This is a genomic window from Collinsella aerofaciens, from assembly GCF_027679495.1.
In the GTDB taxonomy this organism is placed as follows: Bacteria; Actinomycetota; Coriobacteriia; order Coriobacteriales; family Coriobacteriaceae; genus Collinsella; species Collinsella aerofaciens_AK.
Window position 1 is genome coordinate 1 of sequence record NZ_JAQEKC010000012.1, and the last position, 25267, is coordinate 25267.

Sequence of the window (25267 nt, forward strand, 5' to 3'; positions counted from 1 at the left end):
TGAAACGAGGCGGCATTGATCTTTTGATCATGCCGCCGAAGTTGAAAGGCAGATTGCCGTTCTGGCGGGTTTGCAGCGTCGAGCCGTTACGCGGTTTGGTAAAACCGCGTAGCTAAATACGTTCCGCGATCTCGTGGATGAGGTAGTCGGTCTTTTCCCAGCCCAGGCACGGGTCGGTGATCGACTTGCCAAAGACGCCGCCGTCGACCGGCTGGTTGCCGTCCTCCAGGTAGGACTCGATCATAAAGCCCTTGACCAGCTTGGAGATGGATTCGTTGCGGCGGCAGCTGTCGAGCACCTCCTTGCAAATGCGATACTGCTCCAGCGGACGCTTGCCCGAGTTGTCATGGTTGCAGTCGATGACCGCTGCCGGATTGGCATAGCCGGCATGCTCGGTATAGCGTTCGGCCAAGCGTTCCAGGTGTTCGTAGTGGTAGTTGGGGTAGGTGCGCCCATCGAGACCGATGTAGCCACGCATAACGGCGTGTGCGAGCGGATTGCCGTCGCACTCGACCTCCCAGTTGCGGAAGATGAAGCTCTGGTGCGCCTGGGCGGCGTAAATGGAGTTGAGCATAACGGTGGTAGAGCCGGCAGTGGGATTCTTCATGCCGACGGGTACCGAAATGCCGCTCGACACCAGGCGATGCTCTTGGTTCTCGACCGAGCGTGCGCCCACGGCAACATAGCTCAGCAGGTCAACGAGGTATTGGTAGTTGGACGGGTAGAGCATCTCATCGGCGGTAAAGAAGCCGGTCTCCTCGATGACGCGCAGGTGCATGTGGCGGATGGCCTTGACGCCCTCGAGCAGGTCGTCGGGAGCCTCGGGGTTGGGGTTGTGCAGAAGACCCTTGTAGCCGGTGCCCTTGGTGCGCGGCTTATTGGTGTAGACGCGCGGAATGATGATGAGCTTGTCCTTGACCTCCTCGGCGGTCTTGGCCAGTCGGTTCATGTACTCAAGCACCGAATCCTCGCGGTCGGCAGAGCACGGGCCGATGATGAGCACCTTGCGTGCGTCCTCGCCGGTAAAGACTTTGGCGACCTCGGCGTCAAATGCCTGCTTTTTGGCGGTAAGCTCGGCAGAAAGCGGCATTTCCTCGCGGATCTCCATGGGGATCGGCAGCCTGCGTTTGAATTCCATGGCCATAGGGGCCTCCTCAATCTATAGAAAGAGCAATAAGCGTATTGTCGAGTGTTCGGCATTATCCGCTGTCGCACGCTAAAGTGCAAGCCCTTGTCACCCCGAAACCGACCAAAAAGGGACAGGTTTATTTTGGTCGGTTTTATCTGGGCAAACGTCGGCGGATGCCGGGAGGGAGCGGCGCCGCGCGGGACCCTAAGGCTGTTGTCGGTTCCCTAGGAAATACCCTGTGGGCAAAAAATGCCAAATATGAGTACGGTTGCTATCTTAGTATCATATTGCCTTCGCAAAATAATAGACATAACAGCAAAATATGTTCATTAACGCAAACACATATAAGTCCGCTATGGTGTTGTTTGATCAATTTAGGGACGCGTGTAAGCCGTGGGAGCGGCATTTGAGGCGGTTTTGGCTGTTACTAAAAAGGTAACAGTACTCATATTTGCCCTTTTTTGCCCACGGGGTCTGGAAAGCGCCGTCAGTGAGGTCTCAGGGAAGGCGTTTCGAGGCTCGAAGGACACAAAACGGGGGTGCAGGTTGTCCTGCGCCCCCGTTTTCTTGGCATTGCGGTTGTTTGCCGCCGGTTGTTACGCCGCCTCGTCGAACTGCGAGTTATACAGGTCGGCGTAGAAGCCACCCTGGGCGAGTAGCTCGTCGTGTGTGCCCTTCTCGACGATGTCGCCGTCGCGAATTACCAAGATTACGTCGGCGTTGCGGATCGTGGACAGGCGGTGCGCGATGACAAAGCTGGTACGGCCCTGCATCAGCGCATCCATGGCGCGCTGAATAAGCTCCTCGGTGCGGGTGTCGACGTTGGAAGTCGCCTCGTCCAGAATCAGCGCCGGGCGGTCGGCCAAAATGGCACGGGCGATGGTCACGAGCTGGCGCTGACCCTGCGACAGGTTAGTGCCCTCCTCGTTAATCATAAAGTCATAACCGCCGGCAAGCGTATGGATAAAGTGGTCGCAACGTGCGGCGCGCGCGGCGGCTTCGACCTCGGCATCGCTCGCATCGGGGCGTCCGTAGCGGATGTTCTCGCGGATGGTGCCGTTAAACAGCCAGGTATCCTGCAGCACCATGGCAAACTCGCCGCGCAGCGCCGCGCGGTCCCAGTCGCGCACGTCGACGCCCTCGACACGCAGCGAACCGCCGTCCACATCGTAGAAGCGCTGCAGCAGCTTGATGAGCGTGGTCTTGCCGGCGCCGGTGGGGCCGACGATGGCGATGGTCTGGCCGGGCTGCGCCTCGCAGCTAAAGTCGTGGATGATGGTCTTGTCGGGCGTATAGCCAAACTTGACGTGATCAAACTCCACATGGCCGGGGCGCTTTTCGGGAATCTGCGCGTCGGCTTTCTGCTCCTCCTCGGGCGCGGCCAGGAACTCAAAGACGCGCTCGGTGGCGGCTGCCATCGACTGCATCGTGTTGCTCACGTTGCCCAGTTGCTGCACGGGCTGCGTAAAGTTGCGAACGTACTGGATAAAGCTCTGGATGTCGCCGGGCGTGGCGTTGCCGGTCAGTGCGAGCTGTGCGCCCACCACGACAACGCCCACGTAGCCCATGTTACCCACCAGGCTCATAAGCGGCATCATCAGGCCCGACAGGAACTGCGAGCGCCAGCCACTAATAAAGAGGCGGTCGTTTTGACGGTCGAACTCTTCGATCGAGGCCTCGGCGCGGTCGAACACCTGAATGACGTTCTGGCCGGCAAAGTCCTCCTCGATAATGCCGTTGACGGCGCCCAGAACCTGCTGCTGCTCGCGGAAGTACGGCTGCGAGAAGTGAATCATCACCATCAAGATAATTGCGGCTGCCGGTAGCGTGAGCACGGTGACGCCGGTGAGCGGCAGGCTGATCGAGAGCATCATGATGAGCACGCCGATAATCTGCGTGACCGACGTGATAAGCTGCGTCACGCTCTGGTTGAGCGACTGACCCAGCGTATCGACGTCGTTGGTGATGCGGCTGAGTACGTCTCCCTTGCTGTGGCCGTTGAAGTAACTCATCGGCACGACGGCAATCTTGGCGGCGATTTCCTTGCGCATGCGGTAGCAGATCTTTTGCGTGACGCCGGTCATGAGCCAGCCCTGGACCAGGCTGCAGACAGAGCTCGCCAGATACAGGCAGAGCAAAAAGCCGAGCGTCTTGGCGATCCAGTCAAAGTCAACGTCGCCGGTGCCGTTGACCTTGGCGACCAGGCCTTCGAACAGCTTGGTCGTAACCTGGCCGAGCACCTTGGGTCCCACAATGTTAAAGATGACCGAGCACACGGCAAAGGCGACGGCGGCAAACACGGCAATCTTGTGTTGGCCGATATAGCCGAGCAGCTGCCTCATGGTGCCCTTAAAGTCCTTGGCCTTTTCGCCACGACGCATGCCACCCATGCGGCCCATGGGACCACGCTGGCGGGTGGGCTTGGGAATCTGAGTCTCGGTCTCGTCTGCCATTAGCGCTCGCCTCCTTCCATGACGGCTGCAATTTCTTCTTGGGTAAGCCCCAGCTCCTCGGCGGAAAGCTGCGACTGTGCGATCTCCAGGTACGCCGGGCAGCTGCGCAGCAGCTCCTCGTGCGTGCCGGTGCCCACTACGTGGCCGTCGTCGAGCACGATGATCTGGTCGGCGTGCATGATGGTCGCGATGCGCTGGGCCACGACCACGAGTGCGGCGTCGGTAACGTTTTTGGCCAGCTCCTCGCGCAGGCGCGCGTCGGTCTTGTAGTCGAGGGCACTAAACGAGTCATCGAACACCACGACCTCGGGCTTTTTGGCCAATGCGCGGGCGATGGCCAGACGCTGGCGCTGACCACCCGAAACATTGGAGCCGCCCTGGCTGATGGGGGAGTCGTAACCGCCCTCACGCTCGGCGATAAAGTCCTCGGCCTGTGCGATGCGCGCGGCCTGGCGCATGTCATCATCGCTCACCATGTCGCCGGCAAACTTGAGGTTGCTCTCGACGGTGCCCGAGAACAGACGCCCCTGCTGCGGGATGTAACCAATGCGGCGGCGCAGCTCGGAAAGGGTCATGTCGCGCACGTCGATGCCGTCGAGCGAAATGCTGCCGCCCGTGACGTCGTACAGGCGCGGAATCAGCTGTACGAGCGTGGACTTGCCCGAGCCCGTGGAGCCAATGATGCCGAGCATCTGACCGGCATGCGTGGTGAAGTTCACACCGCTAATGACGTCGGCGCGGGCATCGGGGTACTGGAAGCTCACGTCGCGGAAGGTGAGCTCACCGCGCGGCGAGCTGGCCGCGGGCAGTTTGGGCGAGGCAGGGTCGTTGATGCTCGTGGGGCAGGTGATGACCTCATCTACGCGCTCGGCTGCGACCTCGGCACGGGGCAGGATGACCGAAACCATGGTGAGGATCATAAACGCCATGACGATCTGCATGGTGTAGGAGATAAACGCCATCATGTTGCCGACCTGCATCACGCCGTCGGACACGCCCTGCGCGCCAAACCAGACGATAAGCACGGTGATGCAGTTCATGACGAGCATCATGAGCGGCATCATAAAGCTCATGGCTCGGTTGGTGTAGAGCTGCGTGGTCATCAGGTCGAGCGACGCCTTGTCAAAACGTTCGAGCTCATGTTCCTCGCGGTTGAACGAGCGGATGGGCATAAGGCCGTCGAGCAGCTCGCGGGCGGTAAGGTTCACGCGGTCAACAAAGCTTTGCATCTTTTTGAACTTGGGCATGGTGAGGCCCATAAGCACGCCGACGACGGCCGAGACCGCGATGATGGCAACGGCGATGGTCCACTCCAGGCCGGTATGGTTGGCCAGGACGCGCATGACGGCGACGATGCCCATGACGGGGGCCATCAGACACATGCGGATAAACAGAGTTGCGGCCATCTGGATCTGCTGAATGTCGTTGGTGCAGCGGGTGATGAGCGAGGCCTGGCTAAACTTGCCCACCTCGGCCGGCGAGAAGTGCATAACCTTGTTGAAGGTCTCGCGGCGCAGGTCGCGGGCGATGGAGCAGGCGGTGCGCGAAGCCACGGCACCGGTCAGGATGGTGGCGACGAGCGACACGAGGCACAGTCCAAACATCGTGGTCGCCATGCGGCTCAGGTAGGCGTTCTGCACGTCGGCGGGGTCGATGCCCTGCGCCTTGTACTCGTCCTGTACATAGCTCACGGCGCGCTGGGTGACGATGGAGCCCGACATGGAGCCCATTTTGTCCGCCATTTGGTTGGCGCCCTCGACGAGCTTGCTTTGGTCTACCAGACCGCCCTCGACACCCAGGCGCAGGCTCTTCATAGTGATCTTACCGCCGTCGGCATCAATCTGCTTTTGCATGTTCTGCGCCGCCGCGGCCTTCTGCTGCATCTCGGCGAGCTGCTCGGGCGTCATCGCTGCCATTTGCTCGGGGGTGGGCATGGCCTGGGCAGCGTTGTCGTCTTTCTCGCTGGACGAGCCCATCATGTCGCCCATGGAGTTGGCGTCGATGCCCTGGTTGAGCGAAAGGACAACAGTCTCGGGCAGGCTCATAATGTCGGCAATCTTGCCTCCATCGGCACGCTCTTCCTCGGTGCCCTCGTACGTTCGAATGTCGTTTTTGTCAGCCTTGCTAAACACGGCCTCCACAGCCTTGGCGTCCTTGGCGCTCATAAAGAGTTCGAGGTCGTCGAGCGATTCGGCGCGGATGGTGTCGGGTACGGGCGACGCGATGCCGCCTTGCTGCACACCCACGTCGACGATGTCGCTCATATAGGTAGGCAGCGCCAGATCGGCGTTGCAGCTGATTACGATAAGTACGATAGCTGCGAACAGTGCCAGGATATGTTTTTTAAAGAGCTTGAGAATCCTCACTCGGCATCTCTCCTTTCTTGATTGCGGTCGATAATTTCGTTGGCACGTCTAAGAAGGCGCACCATCTCTTGGGTATCTGTTTCGCCGAGCTGCTCGAGGAAGGCCGCGGTGCGGTCCTCGAATTCCCGGCGTTTGATTTCGAGATCCTGGAATCCCTTGTCGGTCACTATGACGTGTACGCGACGACGGTCGGTCTTTGAGTGCTCACGCTCAACCCAACCCTTGGCTTCGAGAGCGCGTAGGATATTGGCGATGCGGGCGTTCGAGACCCAGGCGCGATCAGCGAGTTCGCTCGGCGTGAGCGAACCGCCAGCGAGCATAAGGGCGCGCATGACAGCCATCTCGCCGCTGAGAGCTTTGTCCACAAAGCGCGAAACGCGCTGGTGAATGCCGCCAAACTCGGTAAGGAGCTGACGCCCAAGCTCATGGAAGTCGGTATCTTCCACCGAAAACCCCTAACACTAGAAACTATTTTCGGTGAAAGATGATACCCCTGCACGCGCGCCCTATACGGTAGATTTTGAGACATGCCTAGAAAACAATCTTTAGGCGACCTCCGTACACCGTCGGTATCAGCAAAGTTAGGGGTAGATCTCTGGGCATGTCCCAAAAAAAATACCTGGTTGCTAGGTAATATAAAGAGCGTATAAAGAATTAAAATAATTCAATAATTGTAGCGTTTCAAAGAACTATTATGCACGCGGTTAGGCGAGGGGTTGTCACCACCATGACGACTGGGACTCATATAATCGCCACGTGCGATGCTCCAACTTCCCGCAAGGAGACACCTTACATAAAGGGGGATGGAGTCATGGCATTTGACTTCACGGGCAAGACCGCGATTGTCACGGGCGGCACTCAGGGCATTGGCCTCGAGATCGCCAAGGGCATCGTTGCGGGCGGCGGACATGTCGCGCTCATCGCAAGGAACGCTGCTAAGGGCGAGGCCGCTGTGGCCGAGCTTGGCGAGGGCAACAAGTTCTATCAGCTCGATGTCGCCGATGCGCCCAAGGCGCGCGAGACCGTCGAGCAGATTTTTACGGACCTGCCGCAAACCAACATCCTGATCAACTGCGCTGGCGTCATCAGCACCAAGAAGTTCGACGAGATCGATGACACCGAGTGGCGCCGCACCATCGACATCAACCTCAACGGTACCTTTACCATGATGAACGCCGTCTACCCGCACTTTAAGGCGGCCCATGCCGGTACTATCGTCAACGTGAGTTCCGTTGCGGGCAAGATCGGTGGCGGCCTGCTCGGCACCGCGGCTTACGCGAGCTCCAAAGCAGGCGTTAACGGTCTGACCAAGGCAGTCGCCAAGGAAGGCGGCAAGTTTGGCGTTCGCTGCAACGCCGTGTGCCCGTCGCTCACGTTGACCGATATGACCTCGATTCTCTCTGACGAGAACTCTCAGCGCATCATCAACGGTATTCCTCTGGGCCGCGCCGCCCAGGCCAGCGAGCCTGCGCAGATGGTGCTGTTCTTCGCTTCCGACCTCGCCAGCTTCGTGAACGGCGAGATTGGTGACTGCGACGGCGGCATCGTCCTGGACGGGTAATACCCCGCGGTGATCGTTTGGCGGCGACCCTGGCGACTCGGGGCTGTCGCCTTCTTTCTGACATAGGCGCGTGCGGCTACGATTCGCATGCATCCAAAGGAGATATATATGAGTGAATCGACTGCGGTGGAGGCGCCGGCGGCAAAGGAGCCGTTCTTTAAGATGTCCTCCATCCCGGGCGCCAATATCTTGGTGCCGCTTCTGTTGGGCTGCCTGCTCAACACGCTATTCCCCGACCTGTTTAAAACGCTCGGTAGCTTTACGCTTGGCATGACCCAGCAGGGTGCAGGCCCGCTCGTTGGCGCCTTTTTGCTCATCGTCGGTACGACGATTTCGTTTAAGAGTGCTCCCGCCGCCGCTGCACGCGGCGCCATCATCATCGCTGTCAAGCAGATCGTGGTCGTTGCCGTGTCGCTGCTCATCCTTTATGTGTTCAACGACAACCTGTTTGGCATCTCTGCCATGGTGATGCTGGCGGCTTGCACCGGCGCCAACAACGCTATGTACGCTGGTCTGATGGGCACCATGGGCAACGAGGCCGAGCGTGGCGCCGTCGCCATCACCACGCTCGTTGTCGGCCCTCCGGTCACGATGATCGTGCTCGGCGCTGCCGGTCAGGCTCCGATCGGCTGGTCGCTCGTGGGTGCCATTCTGCCGATCGTCATCGGCATTATTCTGGGTAACCTGTTCCCCAGCTTTAAGAAGATGATGGCACCGTCACTTTCCGCCATCATCGTGCTCGTCTTCTTTGCCATGGGCTCGACCATGACCTTTGGCCAGCTCATTAATGGCGGTCTCCCCGGTATTCTGCTCGGCGTGATCTGCTCGGTGGTCTTTGCAATTCCCGTCATCGCGGTCGATAAGCTCACGGGTGGTACGGGTGTCGCAGGTGCGGCCATTTCGAGCTGCGCCGGAGCCAATGTGGCCACGCCTGCTGCCATGGCAAGCGTCAACGGGGCCATGTACGGCGGCGCCGTGCTCGCGACGGCTACGGCACAGGTTGCTGCCTGCGCAATCGTGACGGCTATTTTGACCCCGCTGGTCACCAGCTGGTGCTACAAGCATTTTGAGGGCCAGGGCAACGGCGATAGCAAGGCAACGACCGACAAGGCCGCCGCAGCCGCCTAATGCCAAGCGGCAATCAAAGCTAAAAACTAGCTACGCCACAGGGCGGCCACGGGGGATCCCGTGGCCGCCCTGCAGTTTCTGTAGGGTCTCTGGGACACTTTACCCTGCTAAAGCTGGCATAACAGCTAGAGCGAACGTCGTACAAAGGCAAGGAAAAATAACATACAAATCGGTGAACGGTAGTTGTTCGCGCTCGCGTTTCCTGCGGATTTGTAAAAAACACCCTTATGATATAAAAAAAGAAACATATAACAGCCCAGATGGAGAGGGTCGCTATGTTATCCTTCTCAGACGGGTGAAATCTTGGGTTTTGGGTTGTAGTTCCAAGGTGGACAAACGTTTTCCCTGCACCAACGTGTGGTGAAGAACGGAAGAAGCCGGTAGTGCAAGCCGAAAATTCAAGAATTCAATAAGCAGCGGTGTGAGAGAGCGCCGCATTACACGTAACTAGGAGCGTGGTTACACAATGCAGGAGGCATGGGAAGGCTTCAAGGAAGGCATTTGGACGGGAGAGGTTGACGTCCGAGACTTCATCCAGAAGAACTACACCCCCTACGAGGGCGACGAGTCGTTCCTCGCCGGCCCGACCGAGCGTACCAAGGAGCTGTGGGGCGAGGTTCTCGACCTGCTGCTTAAGGAGCGCGAGCAGGGCGGTGTCCTCGATATGGACACCAAGACCGTTACGGGTATCGTGAGCCACCCCGCTGGCTACATCGATAACGCCCACCGCGAGAAGGAGACCATCGTCGGTCTCCAGACCGACAAGCCGCTCAAGCGCGCGCTGCACGTCAACGGCGGTATCCGCATCGCTTGCCAGGCTGCCAGCCAGCACGGCTATAAGGTCGACGAGAACGTTGTCGAGCGCTACACCTTCGAGCGTAAGACCCACAACGCTGGCGTCTTCGATGTTTACACCCCCGAGATGCGTGCTTGCCGCTCGGCTCACATCATCACCGGTCTGCCCGATGGCTATGGCCGCGGCCGTATCATCGGCGACTACCGTCGTGTTGCCCTGTACGGCGTCGACTACCTGATCAAGGACAAGGAGGCCCAGAAGGCTTCCACCCCGACGGTCATGACCGCCGACAACATCCGCGACCGCGAGGAGCTGCAGGAGCAGATCCGCGCCCTCGGCGAGCTCAAGATGATGGCCGAGACCTATGGTTTCGATATTTCCAACCCTGCTACCAACACGCAGGAGGCCATCCAGTGGATGTACTTCGCCTACCTCGCTGCCGTCAAGGAGCAGAACGGCGCCGCTATGTCCATCGGCCGTACCTCTACGTTCATCGACATCTACGCTGAGCGCGACCTTGCCAACGGTACCTTCACCGAGGAGCAGATTCAGGAGTTCGTGGATCACTTCATCATGAAGCTCCGTATGGTCAAGTTCGCCCGTACCCCCGAGTACCAGGCCCTGTTTACCGGCGATCCGCAGTGGGTCACCGAGTCCATCGGCGGCATGGGTGTTGACGGCCGTACGCTCGTTACCAAGATGAGCTACCGCTACCTGCACACGCTCGAGAACATGGGCACCAGCCCCGAGCCCAACATGACCGTTCTGTGGTCGACCCGTCTGCCCGAGAACTTCAAGAAGTTCTGCGCCAAGACTTCTGTCGCCAGCTCCTCGATCCAGTACGAGAACGACGACCTCATGCGCGTTTACCACGGCGACGACTACGGCATCGCCTGCTGCGTATCCTCCATGCGCATTGGCAAGGAGATGCAGTTCTTCGGCGCTCGCGCCAACCTGGCCAAGTGCCTGCTGTACGCACTCAACGGCGGTGTTGACGAGGTCTCCAAGAAGCAGGTCGGCCCCAAGTATCGCGCCGTCGAGGGCGATACGCTCGATTACGACGACGTTGTGGCCAAGTACAACGACATGATGAAGTGGCTCGCTGGCGTGTACGTCAACTCGCTGAACATCATTCACTACATGCACGACAAGTACTGCTACGAGCGCATCCAGATGGCTCTGCACGACAAGCACGTGCACCGCTGGTTCGCTACGGGCATCGCTGGCCTTTCCGTCGTGGCTGACTCCCTGTCCGCCATCAAGTACGCCAAGGTTCACCCCGTCCGCGACGAGAATGGCATCATCGTCGACTTCGAGACCGAGGGCGAGTTCCCCAAGTACGGTAACGACGACGACCGCGTCGACCAGATCGCTCACGACGTTGTGCACCAGTTCATGGAGTACATCCGCATGAACGATACCTACCGCAACTCCGTGCCTACGACCTCGGTTTTGACCATTACCTCCAACGTCGTGTACGGTAAGAAGACCGGCTCCACGCCCGACGGCCGCAAGGCTGGCCAGCCGTTCGCCCCGGGTGCTAACCCCATGCACAAGCGCGATAGCCATGGCGCCATCGCTTCGCTGTCTTCGGTTTCCAAGCTCCCGTTCCGCGATGCTCAGGACGGCATCTCCAACACCTTCTCCATCATCCCGAGTGCGCTCGGCAAGGAGGACCAGGTGTTCTTTGGCGATATCGACCTTGATCAGCTGGGCGAGTAACTATTGTTAGTGCTATACTAACAATAACGATTACTGATTAGCGCGCCGGTTTCGGCCGGCGCCTATTAATCGAAGGAGACACATTATGAAGGTTTCTGAAGTTTCCGAGACCCAGGCCGATAACCTGGTCCACATGCTCGACGCTTACGCCGAGAAGGGTGGCCACCACCTGAACATCAACGTCTTCAACCGTGAGACGTTGCTCGACGCTCAGGCTCACCCCGAGAAGTACCCGCAGCTGACCATCCGCGTTTCCGGCTATGCCGTGAACTTCCACACGCTCACCAAGGAGCAGCAGGACGAGGTCATTTCGCGTACCTTCCACGACAAGTTCTAAAGGGTTCAACTCCTGTAGGATTACTGGGGCCGGTTTTGGGTTATTTCCCAAAACGTCCTCGGACATGCAAAGAGGCTCCGCTGCGCGCGTTGCGCGGCGGAGCCTCTTTGCGTCCTGCGGGATGTTTTGGAAAATAACCCAAAACCGGCCATGTGGGGTCCTTTGGAGTCACCCTTTAGGCGGAACTCTCCTAATTATTTGGATGAGTCGTTTACTTACTTGTACTGTTACCGTCTTCCCGCTCTTGTTGGGGTATGCTTTGTTCGTATGTAAACGTATGACATGTTGATGGGGGAGGGTGCTATGGCTCGCGAGAGTGCTCGTTCTAAGGATACGGCTAAGCCTGGCATCAAGGAAGTTGCGGCGGTGGCGGGGGTTTCGCCTACTACGGTATCTCGCGTGCTTAATAATCGCGGCTATATTAGCCAAGAGACCCGCGATAAGGTCCATGCCGCGATGAAGCGCATCAACTATACGCCCAACGATATCGCCCGTGCCATGCTCAACGGTCGCCTGAATCTTATCGGTATGATCGTCCCCTATGTCAGCAGTCCGTTTCATGCCCAAGTGGTTCAAGTCATTGAGCATACCCTGGCCGAAAACGGTTTTAAGATGCTGCTGTGCAATAGCGCCAATCGACCCGAGCTTGAGCGCTCTTATATCGACATGCTTCGACGCAATATGGTTGATGGCGTCATCGTCAACTCGCTTAATATCGGTGCCGAGGCGTATGCCGAGATGGGTTTGAGTCTGGTTGGTATCGACTGCGACCTTGGCGAGGCCTCTGTTCAGATTGCGAGCGACAGCTATAGTATCGGCGAACTTGCCACGCGTCGCCTGATCGATGACGGGTGTTCGCGCATCCTGTGCCTGCGCAGCAATAGCCGCATGCGCATGCCTGCCAATAAGCGTACCGATGCCTACCTCGATGTTGTTGAGCAGGCCGGTTTGCCCGCGCTTGTCCGTGAGGTCGAGTTCGTTAAGCCCGACGACGAAAAGAGCGCGGTCGTTGCGAAGATCCTCGATGAGAACCCCGATATTGACGGCATCTTTGCGGGAGACGACACGATGGCGGCTATCTGTCTTAACGTGATGAAGCAGCGCGGCTTGAGCGCTCCGGGCGATATTAAGGTCGTGGGCGCGGATGGTGCCCGCCGCACTATGACGTTTATGCCTGACTTAACAACCGTTCGCCAAGATATCGATCGCATCGGAGAGCTCGCGGCGCAATCCATCATTGCTCTTATTAACGGCGAAAAGCCCGAATCGAATATCAAGCTCCCCGTTGAACTCATTGAGGGTAAAACCGCGTAGTTCATCCCGTGCCAAAAGAATTCCTCAAACACCTCTGATGACCGTTCGCCGGCATATATCAACCGTTTGCCGACGACTGGAACTGCGAAAAGACGTATTGGTGTGAAAACGTTTGACATATGAAAACGATTGACATATCTTGCAGTTGTACCGAGTTAGTATCTCGTGAGAAAGGAAGTCTCGGATGCACAAGGTGTATTACCAGCCTGAGGGAATTTGGGTAGGCGACATCATGCCGTACGGCGAGGACGGCACGTTCTATCTCTATCATCAGCGTGACACGCGAAACCCCGGACCTTTCGGAGAGCCGTTTGGCTGGGCACTCGCGACAACCAAGGACTTCGTCAATTACAAAGACTTTGGCGAGAGCCTTGAGCGTGGCGGCGACGAGGAAGTCGACCAGTATGTTTATGCCGGCACGGTGTTTAAGGTGGGCGACAAGTACCATGCGCTCTACACTGGTTGCAATCGCGATAAGGTCAAGGCACGCTTGATGAAGCAGGTTCTTCTTCACGCAACGAGTGACGACGCCGTCAAGTGGGAGAAGAACATCGCCGAGACGCTGCTTCCGCCCCAGGAGGGTTACGATGACCGCAACTGGCGCGATCCCTTTGTGCTTTGGGATGAGGAGAACGAAGAGTACATGCTCATCCTCGGCACGCGTGTGGGCGAGGACAAGCGTCTGATGACCGGTCGTCTGGTCAAGTTCACCTCCAAGGACCTGGATACCTGGGAGTTCCAGGGCGACTGGTGGAATCCGGGCCTGTACACCATGTTCGAGATGCCTGATCTCTTTAAGATGGGCGACTGGTGGTATCTGGTGTTCTCCGAGTACAGTGATGGCAACAAGACCCGTTACCGCATGTCTCGCTCTATCAACGGTCCTTGGATCACTCCTGCGGACGATTCCTTCGATGGCCGCGCGTACTATGCCGCGCGTACCGCATTTGATGGCGAGCGCCGCGTTCTCTTTGGTTGGGTTCCTACGCGTGACGAGGGCGGTGACCCCAGCTCTTACCTGTGGGGTGGCACCTTTATGCCTCTCGAGATCGTTCAGCGTGCTGACGGAACGCTCGGCACCAAGCTCCCCGACAGCATGCTTGGCGCCTTTGGCGAGGCTAAGGCAGTCGAGGCCTTTGAGCTTTCCTGCGAGTCGGGCAAGGTCGAGCAGGTGCTCGCCGCGGATGCCGGTTCCACCTATATGCTCGATGCCGACATCGAGCTCGCCGGTGACGCTGCCGGCTTCTCGGTGAAGCTTGCCGAGGACGCCGAGTCCGGTCTTGCCTATGAGTTCCGCGCCAACCTGCGTGAGGGCAAACTCGAGTTTACGGCGGCCCCCCAGTATCCGTGGTTCCAGGTCAACAACATGGGCCTCGAGCGTCCGTTGTTCTTTAAGGGCGAGGGCACTCACCATGTGCGTCTGGTCGTTGACGACGATATCGCGACCATCTTTGTCGATGATGTTGCGCTTAACGCGCGCTTCTGCAATAAGCAGGGCCAGGGTGTGGCACTGACGGTCACCGACGGTACGCTCAAGTGCGCAAATGCAACGATCGCGTCTCTGTAATGGCATCAAAACGTTTTATGATTTAGAAAAGGAATGGAGAGGAACATGGACTACAAGGCAGTGTCCCAGCAAGTCGTCGACAACGTCGGCGGACTGGAGAACATCGAGGGCGCCACGCATTGCGTGACCCGTCTGCGTCTGGTGCTCAAGGATACGAGCAAATACAACAAGGCCGAGCTCGAGAACATCGATGGCGTCAAGGGCGTGCTGTACAACAGCGGCCAGCTCATGATCATCTTCGGTACCGGTACCGTCAACAAGGTTTACGATGAGTTTATGGCTCTGACGGGCGTTAAGGAGATCAGTGCTTCCGAGGTCAAGGGCGCCGAGGCGGACAAGAAGGGCAAGTTCTTCTCGGTCCTCAAGGTATTCTCGGATATCTTTATCCCCATCATTCCTGCCTTCGTCGGCGCTGCAATCATCATCGGCCTTAAGTCGCTGATCGTTGCCAACGGCCTCTTTGGCATGGAGGGTAGCCTTGCCGACCACAGCGAGTTCCTCAAGAACCTCGCAAGCTTCTTTGCCATTATCGCCACCACGTTCGACTACCTGCCTGTCCTGGTTATGTACAGCGCGGTCAAGCGTTTTGGCGGTAACCCGATCCTGGGCATCCTCGTCGGTATCGTCATGGTTCACCCGAGCCTTATGAACCGCAACACGTTCGTTATGGACCCGACGGGTGCTGAGTACTGGAACTTTGGTCCGCTATCCATTCCCATGGTTGCTTTCCAGGGCGGCGTGTTCCCTGCAATCCTGACTGCCTGGTTTATGGCCAAGGTCGAAAAGATTGCCCAGAAGTACATCCCCGAGGTCGTCTCGTTTGTCTTTGTCCCGACCGTTACCCTGATTCTTGCTAACGTTGCCCTGTTCACCGTGTTCGGCCCGCTCGGCAACCTGATCGGCGACGTCCTCGGCGGCGTAATCGATATCCTGTACAACAGGATGGGCGTCTTTGGTGCCTTTGTCTTCGCCGCGTTCCTGCAGCCGCTTGTCGTTACCGGTACGCATCAGTTCATCCAGGGTATCGAGGCAAACCTCGTCGCCACGACTGGCTTCAACTACATCCAGGCCATCTGGTCGGTTTCCATTATCGCCCAGGGCGGCGGCGCCATCGGCATGTACCTCATTCATAAGAAGCATTCCAAAGAGCGCAACATCTGCATGTCGTCCTTTATCCCGACGCTGGTCGGAATCTCCGAGCCCGCTATCTTCGCTGCAAACATGCGCTACTCGATCATCCCGTTCATCTGCGCTTGCATCGGTGCAGGCTGCGGCGGTGCCTTCGTGAAGCTCTTTGAGGTGCGCGCCATCGGTCAGGGTCTGACCGGCGTGCTTGGCCTGCTCATCGTCACGCCCGAGACGCTCATGTGGTATGTGGCTGGCAATCTCATCGCCTTTATCGTGCCGATCGTCTTGATCTTTGCCTACAACAAGGCAAAGGGCGTGCCGACCACTGATGAAGAGGGCGCTGGCGCTGGCTTCGATGTCAGCTTCTAGTTGAGCCTTCAGCGTAATCTGAGGATAAGTCCATTTGAGGAAGGGCGTTCGGCTCGTGTGAGTCGAGCGTCCTTTCCCATAGACGAGAAGGTCAATGGCGATGTTTAATCAAAAAAACAAGGTGATGCGTGCGGACTATGAGCAGTGGCGAGCTGGACAGGATGAGACGGCGGCTCGCATCGCGTCCGACCCCGATAGGCTTTTGTTCCATGTGGAGCCTGAGCTTGGCTGGCTCAACGACCCCAACGGTTTGGTTCAGATTGGTGATACGTATCACATCTATCATCAATACGATCCGTTCGATGCTGCGCATGGCGGTCCAGTGCTTTGGAACCATCTGACGACAAAGGATTTTGTGACGTACGAGAATCGCGGCCCCGTGTTGTTCCCCGATTCCGATTTGGATTCGAGTGGAGCGTATTCTGGTTCTGCCTTTGTACGTGATGGCAAGATTCACTACTTCTATACCGGCAACGTTAAGCATTTTGACCGCGATGATTACGACTACGTGTTGACGGGCCGTGAGCAAAACCAGATTCATATGGTTGCCGAGAATCCCGACGAATTGGGCGAGAAGCGCATAGCTGTTGGGCCGGTCGATTACCCCGACGATATCGGTACGCACGTGCGCGACCCCAAGATCCTTGAACACGACGGTATCTACTACATGGTTCTCGGCGCTCGTACGAAAGACGATCGCGGGTGCGTGCTTGTCTATACCTCGCGCAATCTTGAGGACTGGAGCTATGCGACGCGCATTGAGTTGGACGAGAAGTTTGGCTTTATGTGGGAGTGCCCCGATCTGTTTGAGCTCGATGGCGAGCTTATTCTCGTTTGCTGTCCGCAGGGTGTGCCTGCCGATGGTTGGCATTACCGCAATCCGCATCAGTGCGTGTGGTTCTCCATCGAGGCCGATTGGGAGGCGCCGAGCTTTAAAATCGTCGGGCAGGGCATGCCCCCGATGGTCGATGCCGGTTTTGATTTCTATGCTCCGCAGTCCTTTGAGGATACTGCAGGCCGGCGTTTGATGATCGGATGGTCGGGTTGCCCCGACGCGACGGCAGAAAACCCGACGGTGGCGCGCGGGTGGCAGTGCGCGTTGACGGTGCCGCGAGAGCTGAGCATACGCGATGGTAAGCTCTGCCAGCGGCCGGCGCACGAGATTGAGAGGATGCGCGGTGACTGCGTTCGCGCGATAGGCGGTGAAACCGTTGAGGAGCCGGGCCGCCTGTTTGATCTTGTGGTTTCCTGCGAGGGCGCCAAGATGGTCGAGCTCGAAATCCGCAAGGGTGTCTTTGTGCGCTATGCAGACGGGATGCTTACCCTCGACATGGGTGACGAAGGCTATGGGCGCGACCAGAGGTCGATTGAGCTCAGCGAGCTTCGCGACCTGCGCGTGCTTTCGGACACTACGATGGTCGAGATTTTTGCAAATGGCGGCGAGGCGGCACTTACGAGCCGTACCTATTCGCCGGCGGTTCCGGCGATGGAGCTGCACGCCGAGGGCGCGGCATCGATGAATTTCTACCGCCTCGCGCATTAACCGTGTGTGGAGCACGATTGGACTTGCTGGGCGGAATGTGTCGCAGTTGCCGCAGCGAACTACCGTTTATCGCGTATAGCGACCGTTTGCGGAGTAAGTAACACTTAGTAATAAACCGTGTAGAATCTCAGATTAGCACGGAGTTTTTCCAGGGAGACGCTGTCCTTTGTTGTGTGCAAGGGGCGGCGTCTCTTTGGCGCTCTGCCGCCGTTGTGCAACAGTGCGGCGGCGCGTGCCATGTGTTGAAAAGCCAATGTTGAGATGGGTCGTGATGATAATGGGCAAGTACGTAATCGTGGTTGAGTCTGGTTCGGATGTGACGCCGGAGCTCTGCGAACGCTACGGTATCGTGCGCGTACCTATGCATGTCACGATTGGTGACGAGACCGTCGAGGACGGCTCGATCGATCCGCTCGAGATTTATTCGCGCTGCAACGAGTTTGGCGTGATGTCCAAGACCAGCGGCTGCGCGCCGGCAGATTTTGCGCACGTGTACGATCGCATCCATGCCGAGCAGCCCGATGCGACTATTCTGCACCTTGCGTATTCCGAGGCCACGACCTGCTCACACCAGTCTTCTAAGATTGCCGCCAAGGGTCGCGACTACGTCTACTCCATGGACACGCGTTTTGTCTCGGTGGGCCAGTCGCTTGTTGCCGTCGAGACCGCCAAATACATCGAGGCTCACCCCGATGCCACCGTCGACGAAATCTTTGCATTTACGAATTCCGTCATGGACCGTGTGCTGCTGGGCTTTGTTCCTACCGACCTAGCCTTCCTTAAGGCGGGCGGTCGTCTATCCAACGTGGCATTCCTCGGTGCCCATCTGCTCAAGATTAAGCCCTGCATTGAGGTAACGGGCGGCAAGTTCGTGGCAACCAAGAAGTTCCGCGGCTCTATGCTCAAGTGCGCCCGCGCCTTTATTGACCACATGGTTGCGAAGGGCGAGATTGACTACTCGCATATTGGCCTGGCGTATTCGGTAGGCCTTTCCCAGGAGCTGCGCGACGACATGGAAGTCTATGCGCACGACCTGGGCTTTAAGGACGTTACCTGGACTCAGGTCGGCGGTGTCATCTCGAGCCATTGCGGCCCGACCGCCTTCGGTGCGGTGCTCACGCTTAAGGCGTAAGGTCTGGCGTCTATCGATTTCTATTGCCTCAGCGGCGGGCGGGTTGCGATAACCTTCCCGCCGCTCTTGCGTAGGGCCAAATAGGACAACCCAATTGACCGCTAAACCGTTTCGCCATCATGCGTATGGGCTAGAATGATTCTGGCATTTATGTAGCTAAAACCAATGAGAGGCAAGGTAGCGGGAATGGCTGAGATGACGCTCGAGGGTGTGGACGCTCGTCCCGAGGACTCTGCGTTTGCCCTGGGCCGCGTACATTCGATTGAGACGATGGGAACGGTCGATGGACCCGGCATCCGCTTTGTGGTGTTTGTTCAGGGCTGCCCCATGCGCTGTGCGTATTGCCACAACCCCGATACCTGGTCGGTTAGCGGCGGCACCATGGTGACCGTCGAGCACCTGATGGACGAGTTCCAGAGCAACCATGAGTTTTACCGCAGCGGCGGTATTACGGTGTCCGGCGGCGAGCCGCTCTTGCAGCCCGCGTTTTTAGCCGACCTGTTCCGTGCAATGCACAACAACCCCGATGGCCGCGTGCATACCTGCCTCGACAGCTGCGGCTATGCGTTTGACCCCAACCATCCCGAGAAGTTCGATACTGTTCTCAACGAGACCGACATGGTGCTGCTCGACATCAAGCATGCCGATCCCGTTGAGCATAAAAAGCTGACCGGTTGCGATCCCGCACGCATTCTGGCGTTTGGTGATGAGCTTGCCCGTCGCAAGATTAAGGTCGTTATCCGCCACGTGGTGGTGCCCGGCATTACCGATACGGTTGAGGAGTGCGAGGCGCTCGGCCGCCTCATCGCTCCATGGCACAACGTGGTGGGCCTGGAAATGCTGCCGTATCACACGATGGGTGTCGTCAAGTACGAGCAATTGGGCATTCCCTATAAGCTCGAGGGCGTTCCACAGATGGATACCGCGCGCATGCCCGAGCTGCGCAACGCCGTCATGGACGGCATGAAAAAGCGCCGTGCGGAGCTCAAAAACGCTATCGGATAGCATGCCATAGCCCTCATATCCCCTCGTTCCCAGCTGAGTTGCGGTGGAATAGTTCTTGTTTTTAGGCCCATGTCGCCCAAACAGGAACCATTTCACCGCAACTTCGTTTTGGGTAGAGATGCGCAACAGAATCGTGCCATTTGGATAAATACGCTTGTGGTTTCTTTAAAGACACCTTAAACGCTGCTGAATATCTTTGGAAAGAAATGCCTGCTCGGTATCATGCTGCTCGTATATAAACGGTGGCAGTCAGGAGACCACGTGCGAAACATCGCATCGCGGGACGAGTATGTGCCGCAGCATGGCAGCAGATATAAGACGAAGGGCACGTCTTCGCGTGGCCTTGCCGGCGCTCGCATCCGCGTGAGGAAGATTGCCGCTATTGGGATGCTAACGTCGGCGGTTATTATCCTCGGAATTACCGTTAAAACCTACGCCTCGGAGCGAACGGGGCGCCCAGATGCGTCAACGGTACAGCTGCAAAACGAGAAGGTTTCAAAGTCCAAAGCGTCGGCAGATCAAGCTCTGTCGACGGCAGATCTCAAGACGAGACTTTCGAAGGCGGACTTCAACGATATCCCTTCGGGTGATACCGTTCGGACCTTCTCGTTGGTGGATAACAAGACTCCTGCCTTGGAGGATGAGAGCCTTGCCTCGCTCCAGGATCCCCTGTGTCGGGCGCAGGAGCTGGGCGACGTGGGTGTAGTGTTCTACGACCTATCGAGTGGTAGGGGCGTGACGTATAACGCCGATGTTGAGGTGTATGGAGCGAGCAGTTATAAGGCGCTGTATGCACTCTATATTTGCGAGATGTTGGTCGAATCGGGGCAGGTGTCGCTCGATGGGCCTTTAGCCACGTATGGTGGTTACAGCATGGGCTGGCAGACAGTGCGTGACCTTATCGAGGCCGCGGTCGTCAACTCGGACAACGATTCGTTTATCGCGTTACGCGCGGCGTTTGACCATGATGGCTATGAGGATTGGATTGCCAATCTGGGTGTTGATGACGAAACGGCACTGAATCCGATGAGTGATTTTCCGACCTACTGCCCGCGCACTTCTGCGAGGTTATGGCGTGAGATGAGCGAGTATCTGAGCATGGATACCGAGACTTCACAGTGGTTGTCGGGCCTTCTGGCATCAACATCGCGCTCGTTTATTCGCGATGGCATTGCGGACGAGCAGGTTTTGGTGCGCAACAAGGCAGGCTGGATTAGCGAGGATGGTTACTACTCGACATGCGATGCGGGCCTTATCGACATCGATGGCTGTACCTATGTCATGGGTATCATGACATCGATGCCGTGGAGCGACCGCTCGAGCGAGGTTACGGCCGCGATTGCAAAGGCTCTGTTTGATACGCGAGCTGCACTGGCTTAGCGTGTTCGTTTGACGAGGTCAAACAAAATGCTGGTACCATACCGTGGTTGAGAATTTCGAATAGGTTTGGGGAATGGCATGGCTACCATTGCGATTATCGGTGCGCTCGAAAAAGAGATCATGCAGATTAAGGAAGAGCTGAGCGACGTTTGCGAGGCACGGGAGGCAGGCTTGACCGTTGTGAGCGGTGAGCTCGACGGCCTGACAGTTGTCGCCACAACGGCGGGCATGGGCACGGTGAACGCCGCCGCTGCAACACAGCACCTCATTAGCAAGTATGCTCCGCAGGCTGTTGTGTTTTCGGGCATTGCGGGCGGTTTGAACCCCAAGCTCCATATCGACGACGTGGTCATTGGCAAACGCCTGCGCTATCTGGATACCGATACCGCGCTTATCGCCGAGTCCGCACCGGGGCTCGAGGAGTTTGGCTCGACGCCCGCGCTGGTCGATATTGCCGCCGAAGTGCTTGCTGAGCGTGGGTTTGTTGACGCTTCGACAAATGCAGTCGCTTCGAATGAGGGCACCAAGCAGTTCCTGGTCGGCACGATTGCCACGGGTAACCGCTTTGTGACGGGCGCCACCATGCGCAACGACGCTATCGAGGCGACGCATGCCGATTGTGTCGGCATGGAGGGCGCGGCAATTGCCCATGTCGCAACCAAAAATGGTGTCGATTGCCTGGTGTTGCGCGCTATCAGCGATAATTGTGACGAGGCGTACGATGCAATTTGCGAGCGCGAGTTCGATCTGGATGAGTACGCCCGTACCGCGAGCGGCATCACGCTTGACATCGTTCGTCGTATCGCCGCCGCGTAATAGCGCGCCCGTTTTGTAAAAACCTACGACCAAGGAGTGTCCATGGCCGATTCCATTAACTACCAGCTTGCCAAGTTCGTCGCCAGCTACGGCAAGGTTTCGCAGATCCCCGAGTCCACCTGCCCCGAGGTGAGCTTTGTCGGCCGCTCCAACGTGGGCAAGTCGTCCATCATGAACAAGCTCTTTGGCCGCAAGAACCTGGTCAAGGTTTCCAGTACGCCGGGCAAGACGAGCAACATCAACTTCTTTGAGGCCGATGACGTGCATTTCGTGGACCTGCCGGGTTACGGTTTCGCCCGTCGCTCCAAGGCCGAGCGCGACCGCTGGGCCGAGCTTATCGGCGACTTTTTCGACTCCGAGCGCAGCTTTAACTTGGTCGTCTCGTTGGTGGACATTCGTCACGACCCCAGCAAGCTCGACCACGACATGATCGACTACCTACAGGGCAACGAGTTCAACTTTATCGTCTGCCTCACCAAGGCCGACAAACTCAGCCGCACCCAGCAGGCCCGCCAAGCAGCAGCCATCAAAAAGCAGCTCAACGTCCCGGCCGAGAACGTGATCATCACAAGCTCCCAGACCGGTACCGGCATCGACGAACTCAAGCGCCGCATCGCCGAAGCCTGCCTCTAATAAGTGCCCCAGCCTAGCAAGAGCCCCTATCAATAAAAGGCCATGATTTCAGCCTGGCGCCCCTTCAAAGCGTGGGTCCCTGTAGACATCGCTAGCTACGTTGCCATAGGGCCACCCAGGGGCATCCCCTTAAAAACATTCCGCAGCACGAGGCCCGCTTATCCGCAGCTCCGAAGGAGCAGGATAAGTGGGCCTCAAGTGCGAGGACGTTTTTAAGGGGATGCCCCTGGGTGGCCCGGACAGACCGATCGGCGATGTCTACAGGTACTCGATTTGAGCGCCTTCTGTGTCGCACGTCAGAATATGCGTATCACACTTAGGGAACTGCTCGCGCAGCTTGACCTGCAGGAACTTTGCCACGATGGTGTCGTCAGTCACGGCCATGAGAGTCGAGCCCGAGCCGCTGATCCAGATGGTCTTGGCGCCGCCGTTAAGGCAGGTGTCGCGCACGGCGTTGTAGTCGGGAATCAGACGGCGACGATAGGGTTCCTGGATGCGGTCGTCATTGGCGGCGGCAATCAGGTCGAGGTCACCAGTCTCCAAGCCGCGCGTCATGCCGGCGATGCGGCCCATCTGCCACACGGCGGTGGAGAGTGGAATCTCCTGCGGCACAACCTTGCGCGCCTCGCTCGTATGCACCTCGTAGGGCGGAATCACGGTAATAAAACGCAGGCGATCGCTCACCTCGTAGCGCAGGCACTGGGGGAGCGAATCGGTCGGCGTAAAGGAACAGACGGCGCCGCCCAGGATAGCGGGGGCGACGTTATCGGGATGGCCCTCGACTTCGGTGGCAATGCGAACCAGCTCGGCGCGGTCGACGGTGTGGCCTGTCAGTGCGGCGGCGGCCATAATGCCGGCGACGACGCAGGTGGAGCTGGAGCCCAGGCCGCGGGCGACGGGCACGTCGGTCTGGATGTCGATGGCAACGGGAAAAGCCGGCTCGTCCCATGCAGCCAGTGCATCGACAAAGCTCACGTAGACCAGGTTGTTCTCGTTTTGGAATTCCTCGGGGCAGCCCGTGATGGTGAGTTTGTCGGCGCGCTCGAAGGTGAAGTGCGAGTAGAGGCTGACGGCCATGCCGAGGGTATCGTAGCCAATGCCCAAGTTGGCGCTTGTTGCTGGGACGGTGATCTTGATCATGTGAGTCCTCCTGGCGTGCCTGGCTGTTTAGTTCGCTGCTCGGGCAGTCCTGCGCAAGACGGAAAGCACATTAAGTGCTTTCCTTTGCGTGCGGAACTCGCGACGAACTAAACAGCCAGGCACGCTATGCACGTTCGTCATCATCCCGGTAGGTATCTGATAAAAGAAGGTGCGCCGGCTTTCGCCGGCGCCTTATAAGGGGTTTAGTTGGTTGCTATCTTTTTTGCAGCCTGCTCTACGTAGCTGGCCATCTCATCGACGTCGCAGACGTCTTCGAAGCGGACGGGCTTGGACTCGAGTTCGGCGAGCTGGGCTGGGGCGACCGTGTTGGTTGCCTGCTCGAGCACGCGCATGGCCTCAAAGTCGTCCTCGGGAACGTCGAGGCCCAGGGCATCGCAGCAGGCGCGCGGGAACTTGTAGGGGCTGGCGGTCGAAAGCAGCACGCGGGCCTTGGCGCCCTCGGTGGGGGCGACCTGCTCAAAGACGTGATAGCCGCAAGCGGTGTGCGGGTCGATCACGTAGCCGTTGACATCCCAGCAGCTCTTGATGGCGGCGCGAACCTCGTCCTCGCTGGCCCAGCCGCAGCCAAATACGCTCTGGATCTTGGCCAGCAGCTCGGCAGGCACCTCGTAGCGACCGGTCTGGGCAAGCTGCTCCATAAGGCCGGCAACGAGCTCGCAGTCGCCGTCGGACAGGAAGTAGAGCATGCGCTCCAGATTAGAGCTAATAAGGATGTCCATCGACGGCGAAATGGTCGTGAAGAACGGACGGTTGCGGTCGTAGACGCCGGTGGTCAGGAAGTCAGCGAGCACGTTGTTCTTGTCGCTGGCCACGACGAGTTTGGCGACGGGCAGACCCATGCGCTTGGCGTAGTAGCCGGCCAGGATATCGCCAAAGTTGCCGGTCGGTACGCAGAACTCCACGGCATCGCCGGCCTCGATGGCGCCGGCGCGCAGCAGCTGCGCATAGGCGGCAAAGTAGTAGACGACCTGCGGCACCAGGCGGCCGACGTTGATGGAGTTGGCGCTCGAAAGCACGGTGCCGGCGGCCTCCAGGCGCTCGGCCAGCTCCTTATCGGCAAAGATGCGCTTGACGGCACTCTGGGCGTCGTCGAAGTTGCCGCGGATGCCGCAGACGGCGACGTTGCCGCCCTCCTGCGTGGACATCTGCAGATTCTGCACGCGGCTGACCTTGCCCTCGGGATAAAAGACGGTGATGCCCGTGCCCGGGGCGTCGGCAAAGCCGGCGAGTGCTGCCTTGCCTGTGTCGCCCGACGTGGCGGTGACGATCATGATGCGCTCGGCGCCGCCGTCCTTGGCGGAAGTGCGGGCCATCAAGCGGGGGAGCATCTGCAGGGCGACGTCCTTGAAGGCGCTCGTGGGACCGCCAAAGAGCTCCATCACATAGGTCTGAGGGGCGTCAGCGCCCGGCGCAGCGTCGAGTTTGACGAGTGGCGTAACCTCTTCACTCGCGAACGTGCCGCGGTATGCCTCGTCGACACACGCCGAAATTTCTTCGGCCGTGTAATCATTCAGTAACATTCCCAACACATCTTGAGCGATTTCAAAGTACGATTTATCTGCAAGCGAGCTGATATCGACCTGCTGGGTGCCGAGCTCGTCCGAGACAAACAAACCCCCGTCGGGAGCGATGCCGGTACGGATTGCCACCTTACTTGAGCACGATAAAGTGCGTCCTCGTGTACTATGATAAGTTCCCATATAACACTGCTCCTCGGATGCCTTGGT

Annotated in this window: 19 protein-coding genes; 13 read left to right on the top strand and 6 right to left on the bottom strand. The window is 58.2% G+C overall.

Features of this window, described 5'->3' with window-relative positions:
* Positions 1-112: 112 nt before the first annotated feature.
* The 4 genes from PGW49_RS05885 to PGW49_RS05900 all read right to left on the bottom strand — a co-directional run bounded on the left by PGW49_RS05885 (position 113) and on the right by PGW49_RS05900 (position 6394).
* Positions 113-1144 (bottom strand): 3-deoxy-7-phosphoheptulonate synthase, encoded by a 1032-nt coding sequence (locus tag PGW49_RS05885; protein WP_006234851.1) that lies wholly within the window; start codon positions 1142-1144, stop codon positions 113-115.
* Between the two features lie 581 nt (positions 1145-1725).
* Positions 1726-3582, bottom strand: a complete 1857-nt coding sequence (locus PGW49_RS05890) for an ABC transporter ATP-binding protein (RefSeq protein ID WP_270225902.1) — start codon at positions 3580-3582, stop codon at positions 1726-1728.
* Complete coding sequence (locus tag PGW49_RS05895) at positions 3582-5948, bottom strand: ABC transporter ATP-binding protein (RefSeq protein ID WP_270225904.1); 2367 nt, start codon at positions 5946-5948, stop codon at positions 3582-3584. The genes PGW49_RS05890 and PGW49_RS05895 overlap by 1 nt, the downstream gene beginning before the upstream one ends.
* Positions 5945-6394: a MarR family winged helix-turn-helix transcriptional regulator gene (locus PGW49_RS05900; RefSeq protein ID WP_270225906.1), complete on the bottom strand. Its 450-nt coding sequence runs from the start codon at positions 6392-6394 to the stop codon at positions 5945-5947. Before PGW49_RS05900 ends, PGW49_RS05895 begins: the two co-directional genes overlap by 4 nt.
* Before the next feature lie 365 nt (positions 6395-6759).
* Between PGW49_RS05900 and PGW49_RS05905 the strand changes: the two genes are divergently transcribed.
* The 13 genes from PGW49_RS05905 (at position 6760) to yihA (ending at position 22379) form a co-directional block, all read left to right on the top strand.
* On the top strand, positions 6760-7509 hold the full coding sequence (locus PGW49_RS05905; protein WP_006234857.1) for an SDR family NAD(P)-dependent oxidoreductase: 750 nt from the start codon (positions 6760-6762) through the stop codon (positions 7507-7509).
* 108 nt (positions 7510-7617) lie between these two features.
* Positions 7618-8637, top strand: coding sequence for a 2-keto-3-deoxygluconate permease (locus PGW49_RS05910; protein WP_270225908.1), 1020 nt, complete (start codon positions 7618-7620; stop codon positions 8635-8637).
* 466 nt (positions 8638-9103) lie between these two features.
* Positions 9104-11155, top strand: a complete 2052-nt coding sequence (gene pflB / locus PGW49_RS05915; RefSeq protein WP_055310750.1) for a formate C-acetyltransferase — start codon at positions 9104-9106, stop codon at positions 11153-11155.
* Between the two features lie 85 nt (positions 11156-11240).
* A complete protein-coding gene (gene grcA3, locus PGW49_RS05920) occupies positions 11241-11492 on the top strand; it encodes an autonomous glycyl radical cofactor GrcA3 (protein ID WP_117583521.1) in 252 nt (83 codons plus the stop codon).
* A gap of 303 nt (positions 11493-11795) precedes the next feature.
* Complete coding sequence (locus PGW49_RS05925; protein WP_225093894.1) at positions 11796-12806, top strand: LacI family DNA-binding transcriptional regulator; 1011 nt, start codon at positions 11796-11798, stop codon at positions 12804-12806.
* A 184-nt stretch (positions 12807-12990) separates the two neighbouring features.
* Complete coding sequence (locus PGW49_RS05930) at positions 12991-14373, top strand: family 43 glycosylhydrolase (RefSeq protein ID WP_117743236.1); 1383 nt, start codon at positions 12991-12993, stop codon at positions 14371-14373.
* Between the two features lie 45 nt (positions 14374-14418).
* Positions 14419-15870: a PTS transporter subunit EIIC gene (locus tag PGW49_RS05935; RefSeq protein ID WP_118081156.1), complete on the top strand. Its 1452-nt coding sequence runs from the start codon at positions 14419-14421 to the stop codon at positions 15868-15870.
* Positions 15871-15970: 100 nt separating this feature from the next.
* Positions 15971-17413 carry a glycoside hydrolase family 32 protein gene (locus PGW49_RS05940; RefSeq protein WP_158567281.1) on the top strand — a complete coding sequence of 481 codons (1443 nt, stop codon included), beginning with the start codon at positions 15971-15973 and terminating at the stop codon, positions 17411-17413.
* Between the two features lie 277 nt (positions 17414-17690).
* Positions 17691-18545: a DegV family protein gene (locus PGW49_RS05945; protein ID WP_270225910.1), complete on the top strand. Its 855-nt coding sequence runs from the start codon at positions 17691-17693 to the stop codon at positions 18543-18545.
* Positions 18546-18731: 186 nt separating this feature from the next.
* The gene (gene pflA / locus PGW49_RS05950; RefSeq protein ID WP_270225911.1) at positions 18732-19550 is read left to right on the top strand and encodes a pyruvate formate-lyase-activating protein; all 819 of its coding nucleotides are present in this window, start codon (positions 18732-18734) and stop codon (positions 19548-19550) included.
* Positions 19551-19811: 261 nt separating this feature from the next.
* Positions 19812-20930 (top strand): serine hydrolase, encoded by a 1119-nt coding sequence (locus PGW49_RS05955; RefSeq protein WP_270225912.1) that lies wholly within the window; start codon positions 19812-19814, stop codon positions 20928-20930.
* 78 nt (positions 20931-21008) lie between these two features.
* Positions 21009-21746 (top strand): 5'-methylthioadenosine/S-adenosylhomocysteine nucleosidase, encoded by a 738-nt coding sequence (mtnN, locus tag PGW49_RS05960; RefSeq protein ID WP_270225913.1) that lies wholly within the window; start codon positions 21009-21011, stop codon positions 21744-21746.
* Between the two features lie 42 nt (positions 21747-21788).
* Positions 21789-22379 carry a ribosome biogenesis GTP-binding protein YihA/YsxC gene (gene yihA / locus PGW49_RS05965; RefSeq protein ID WP_055252447.1) on the top strand — a complete coding sequence of 197 codons (591 nt, stop codon included), beginning with the start codon at positions 21789-21791 and terminating at the stop codon, positions 22377-22379.
* A 258-nt stretch (positions 22380-22637) separates the two neighbouring features.
* On the opposite strand, the gene thrB is transcribed toward yihA, so the two are convergent.
* Both thrB and thrC read right to left on the bottom strand, forming a co-directional pair.
* Positions 22638-23519, bottom strand: a complete 882-nt coding sequence (gene thrB / locus PGW49_RS05970) for a homoserine kinase (protein WP_138113253.1) — start codon at positions 23517-23519, stop codon at positions 22638-22640.
* A gap of 203 nt (positions 23520-23722) precedes the next feature.
* A complete protein-coding gene (gene thrC, locus PGW49_RS05975; RefSeq protein ID WP_270225914.1) occupies positions 23723-25240 on the bottom strand; it encodes a threonine synthase in 1518 nt (505 codons plus the stop codon).
* Between the last annotated feature and the right edge of the window lie 27 nt (positions 25241-25267).

Coding starts and splice junctions, on each gene's coding strand:
- PGW49_RS05885 (WP_006234851.1), bottom strand. CDS start 1,144: ATGGCCATGGAATTCAAACGCAGGCTGCCGATCCCCATGGAGATCCGC.
- PGW49_RS05890 (WP_270225902.1), bottom strand. CDS start 3,582: ATGGCAGACGAGACCGAGACTCAGATTCCCAAGCCCACCCGCCAGCGT.
- PGW49_RS05905 (WP_006234857.1), top strand. CDS start 6,760: ATGGCATTTGACTTCACGGGCAAGACCGCGATTGTCACGGGCGGCACT.
- PGW49_RS05910 (WP_270225908.1), top strand. CDS start 7,618: ATGAGTGAATCGACTGCGGTGGAGGCGCCGGCGGCAAAGGAGCCGTTC.
- pflB (WP_055310750.1), top strand. CDS start 9,104: ATGCAGGAGGCATGGGAAGGCTTCAAGGAAGGCATTTGGACGGGAGAG.
- grcA3 (WP_117583521.1), top strand. CDS start 11,241: ATGAAGGTTTCTGAAGTTTCCGAGACCCAGGCCGATAACCTGGTCCAC.
- PGW49_RS05925 (WP_225093894.1), top strand. CDS start 11,796: ATGGCTCGCGAGAGTGCTCGTTCTAAGGATACGGCTAAGCCTGGCATC.
- PGW49_RS05930 (WP_117743236.1), top strand. CDS start 12,991: ATGCACAAGGTGTATTACCAGCCTGAGGGAATTTGGGTAGGCGACATC.
- PGW49_RS05935 (WP_118081156.1), top strand. CDS start 14,419: ATGGACTACAAGGCAGTGTCCCAGCAAGTCGTCGACAACGTCGGCGGA.
- PGW49_RS05940 (WP_158567281.1), top strand. CDS start 15,971: ATGTTTAATCAAAAAAACAAGGTGATGCGTGCGGACTATGAGCAGTGG.
- PGW49_RS05945 (WP_270225910.1), top strand. CDS start 17,691: ATGGGCAAGTACGTAATCGTGGTTGAGTCTGGTTCGGATGTGACGCCG.
- pflA (WP_270225911.1), top strand. CDS start 18,732: ATGGCTGAGATGACGCTCGAGGGTGTGGACGCTCGTCCCGAGGACTCT.
- mtnN (WP_270225913.1), top strand. CDS start 21,009: ATGGCTACCATTGCGATTATCGGTGCGCTCGAAAAAGAGATCATGCAG.
- yihA (WP_055252447.1), top strand. CDS start 21,789: ATGGCCGATTCCATTAACTACCAGCTTGCCAAGTTCGTCGCCAGCTAC.
- thrB (WP_138113253.1), bottom strand. CDS start 23,519: ATGATCAAGATCACCGTCCCAGCAACAAGCGCCAACTTGGGCATTGGC.
- thrC (WP_270225914.1), bottom strand. CDS start 25,240: ATGGGAACTTATCATAGTACACGAGGACGCACTTTATCGTGCTCAAGT.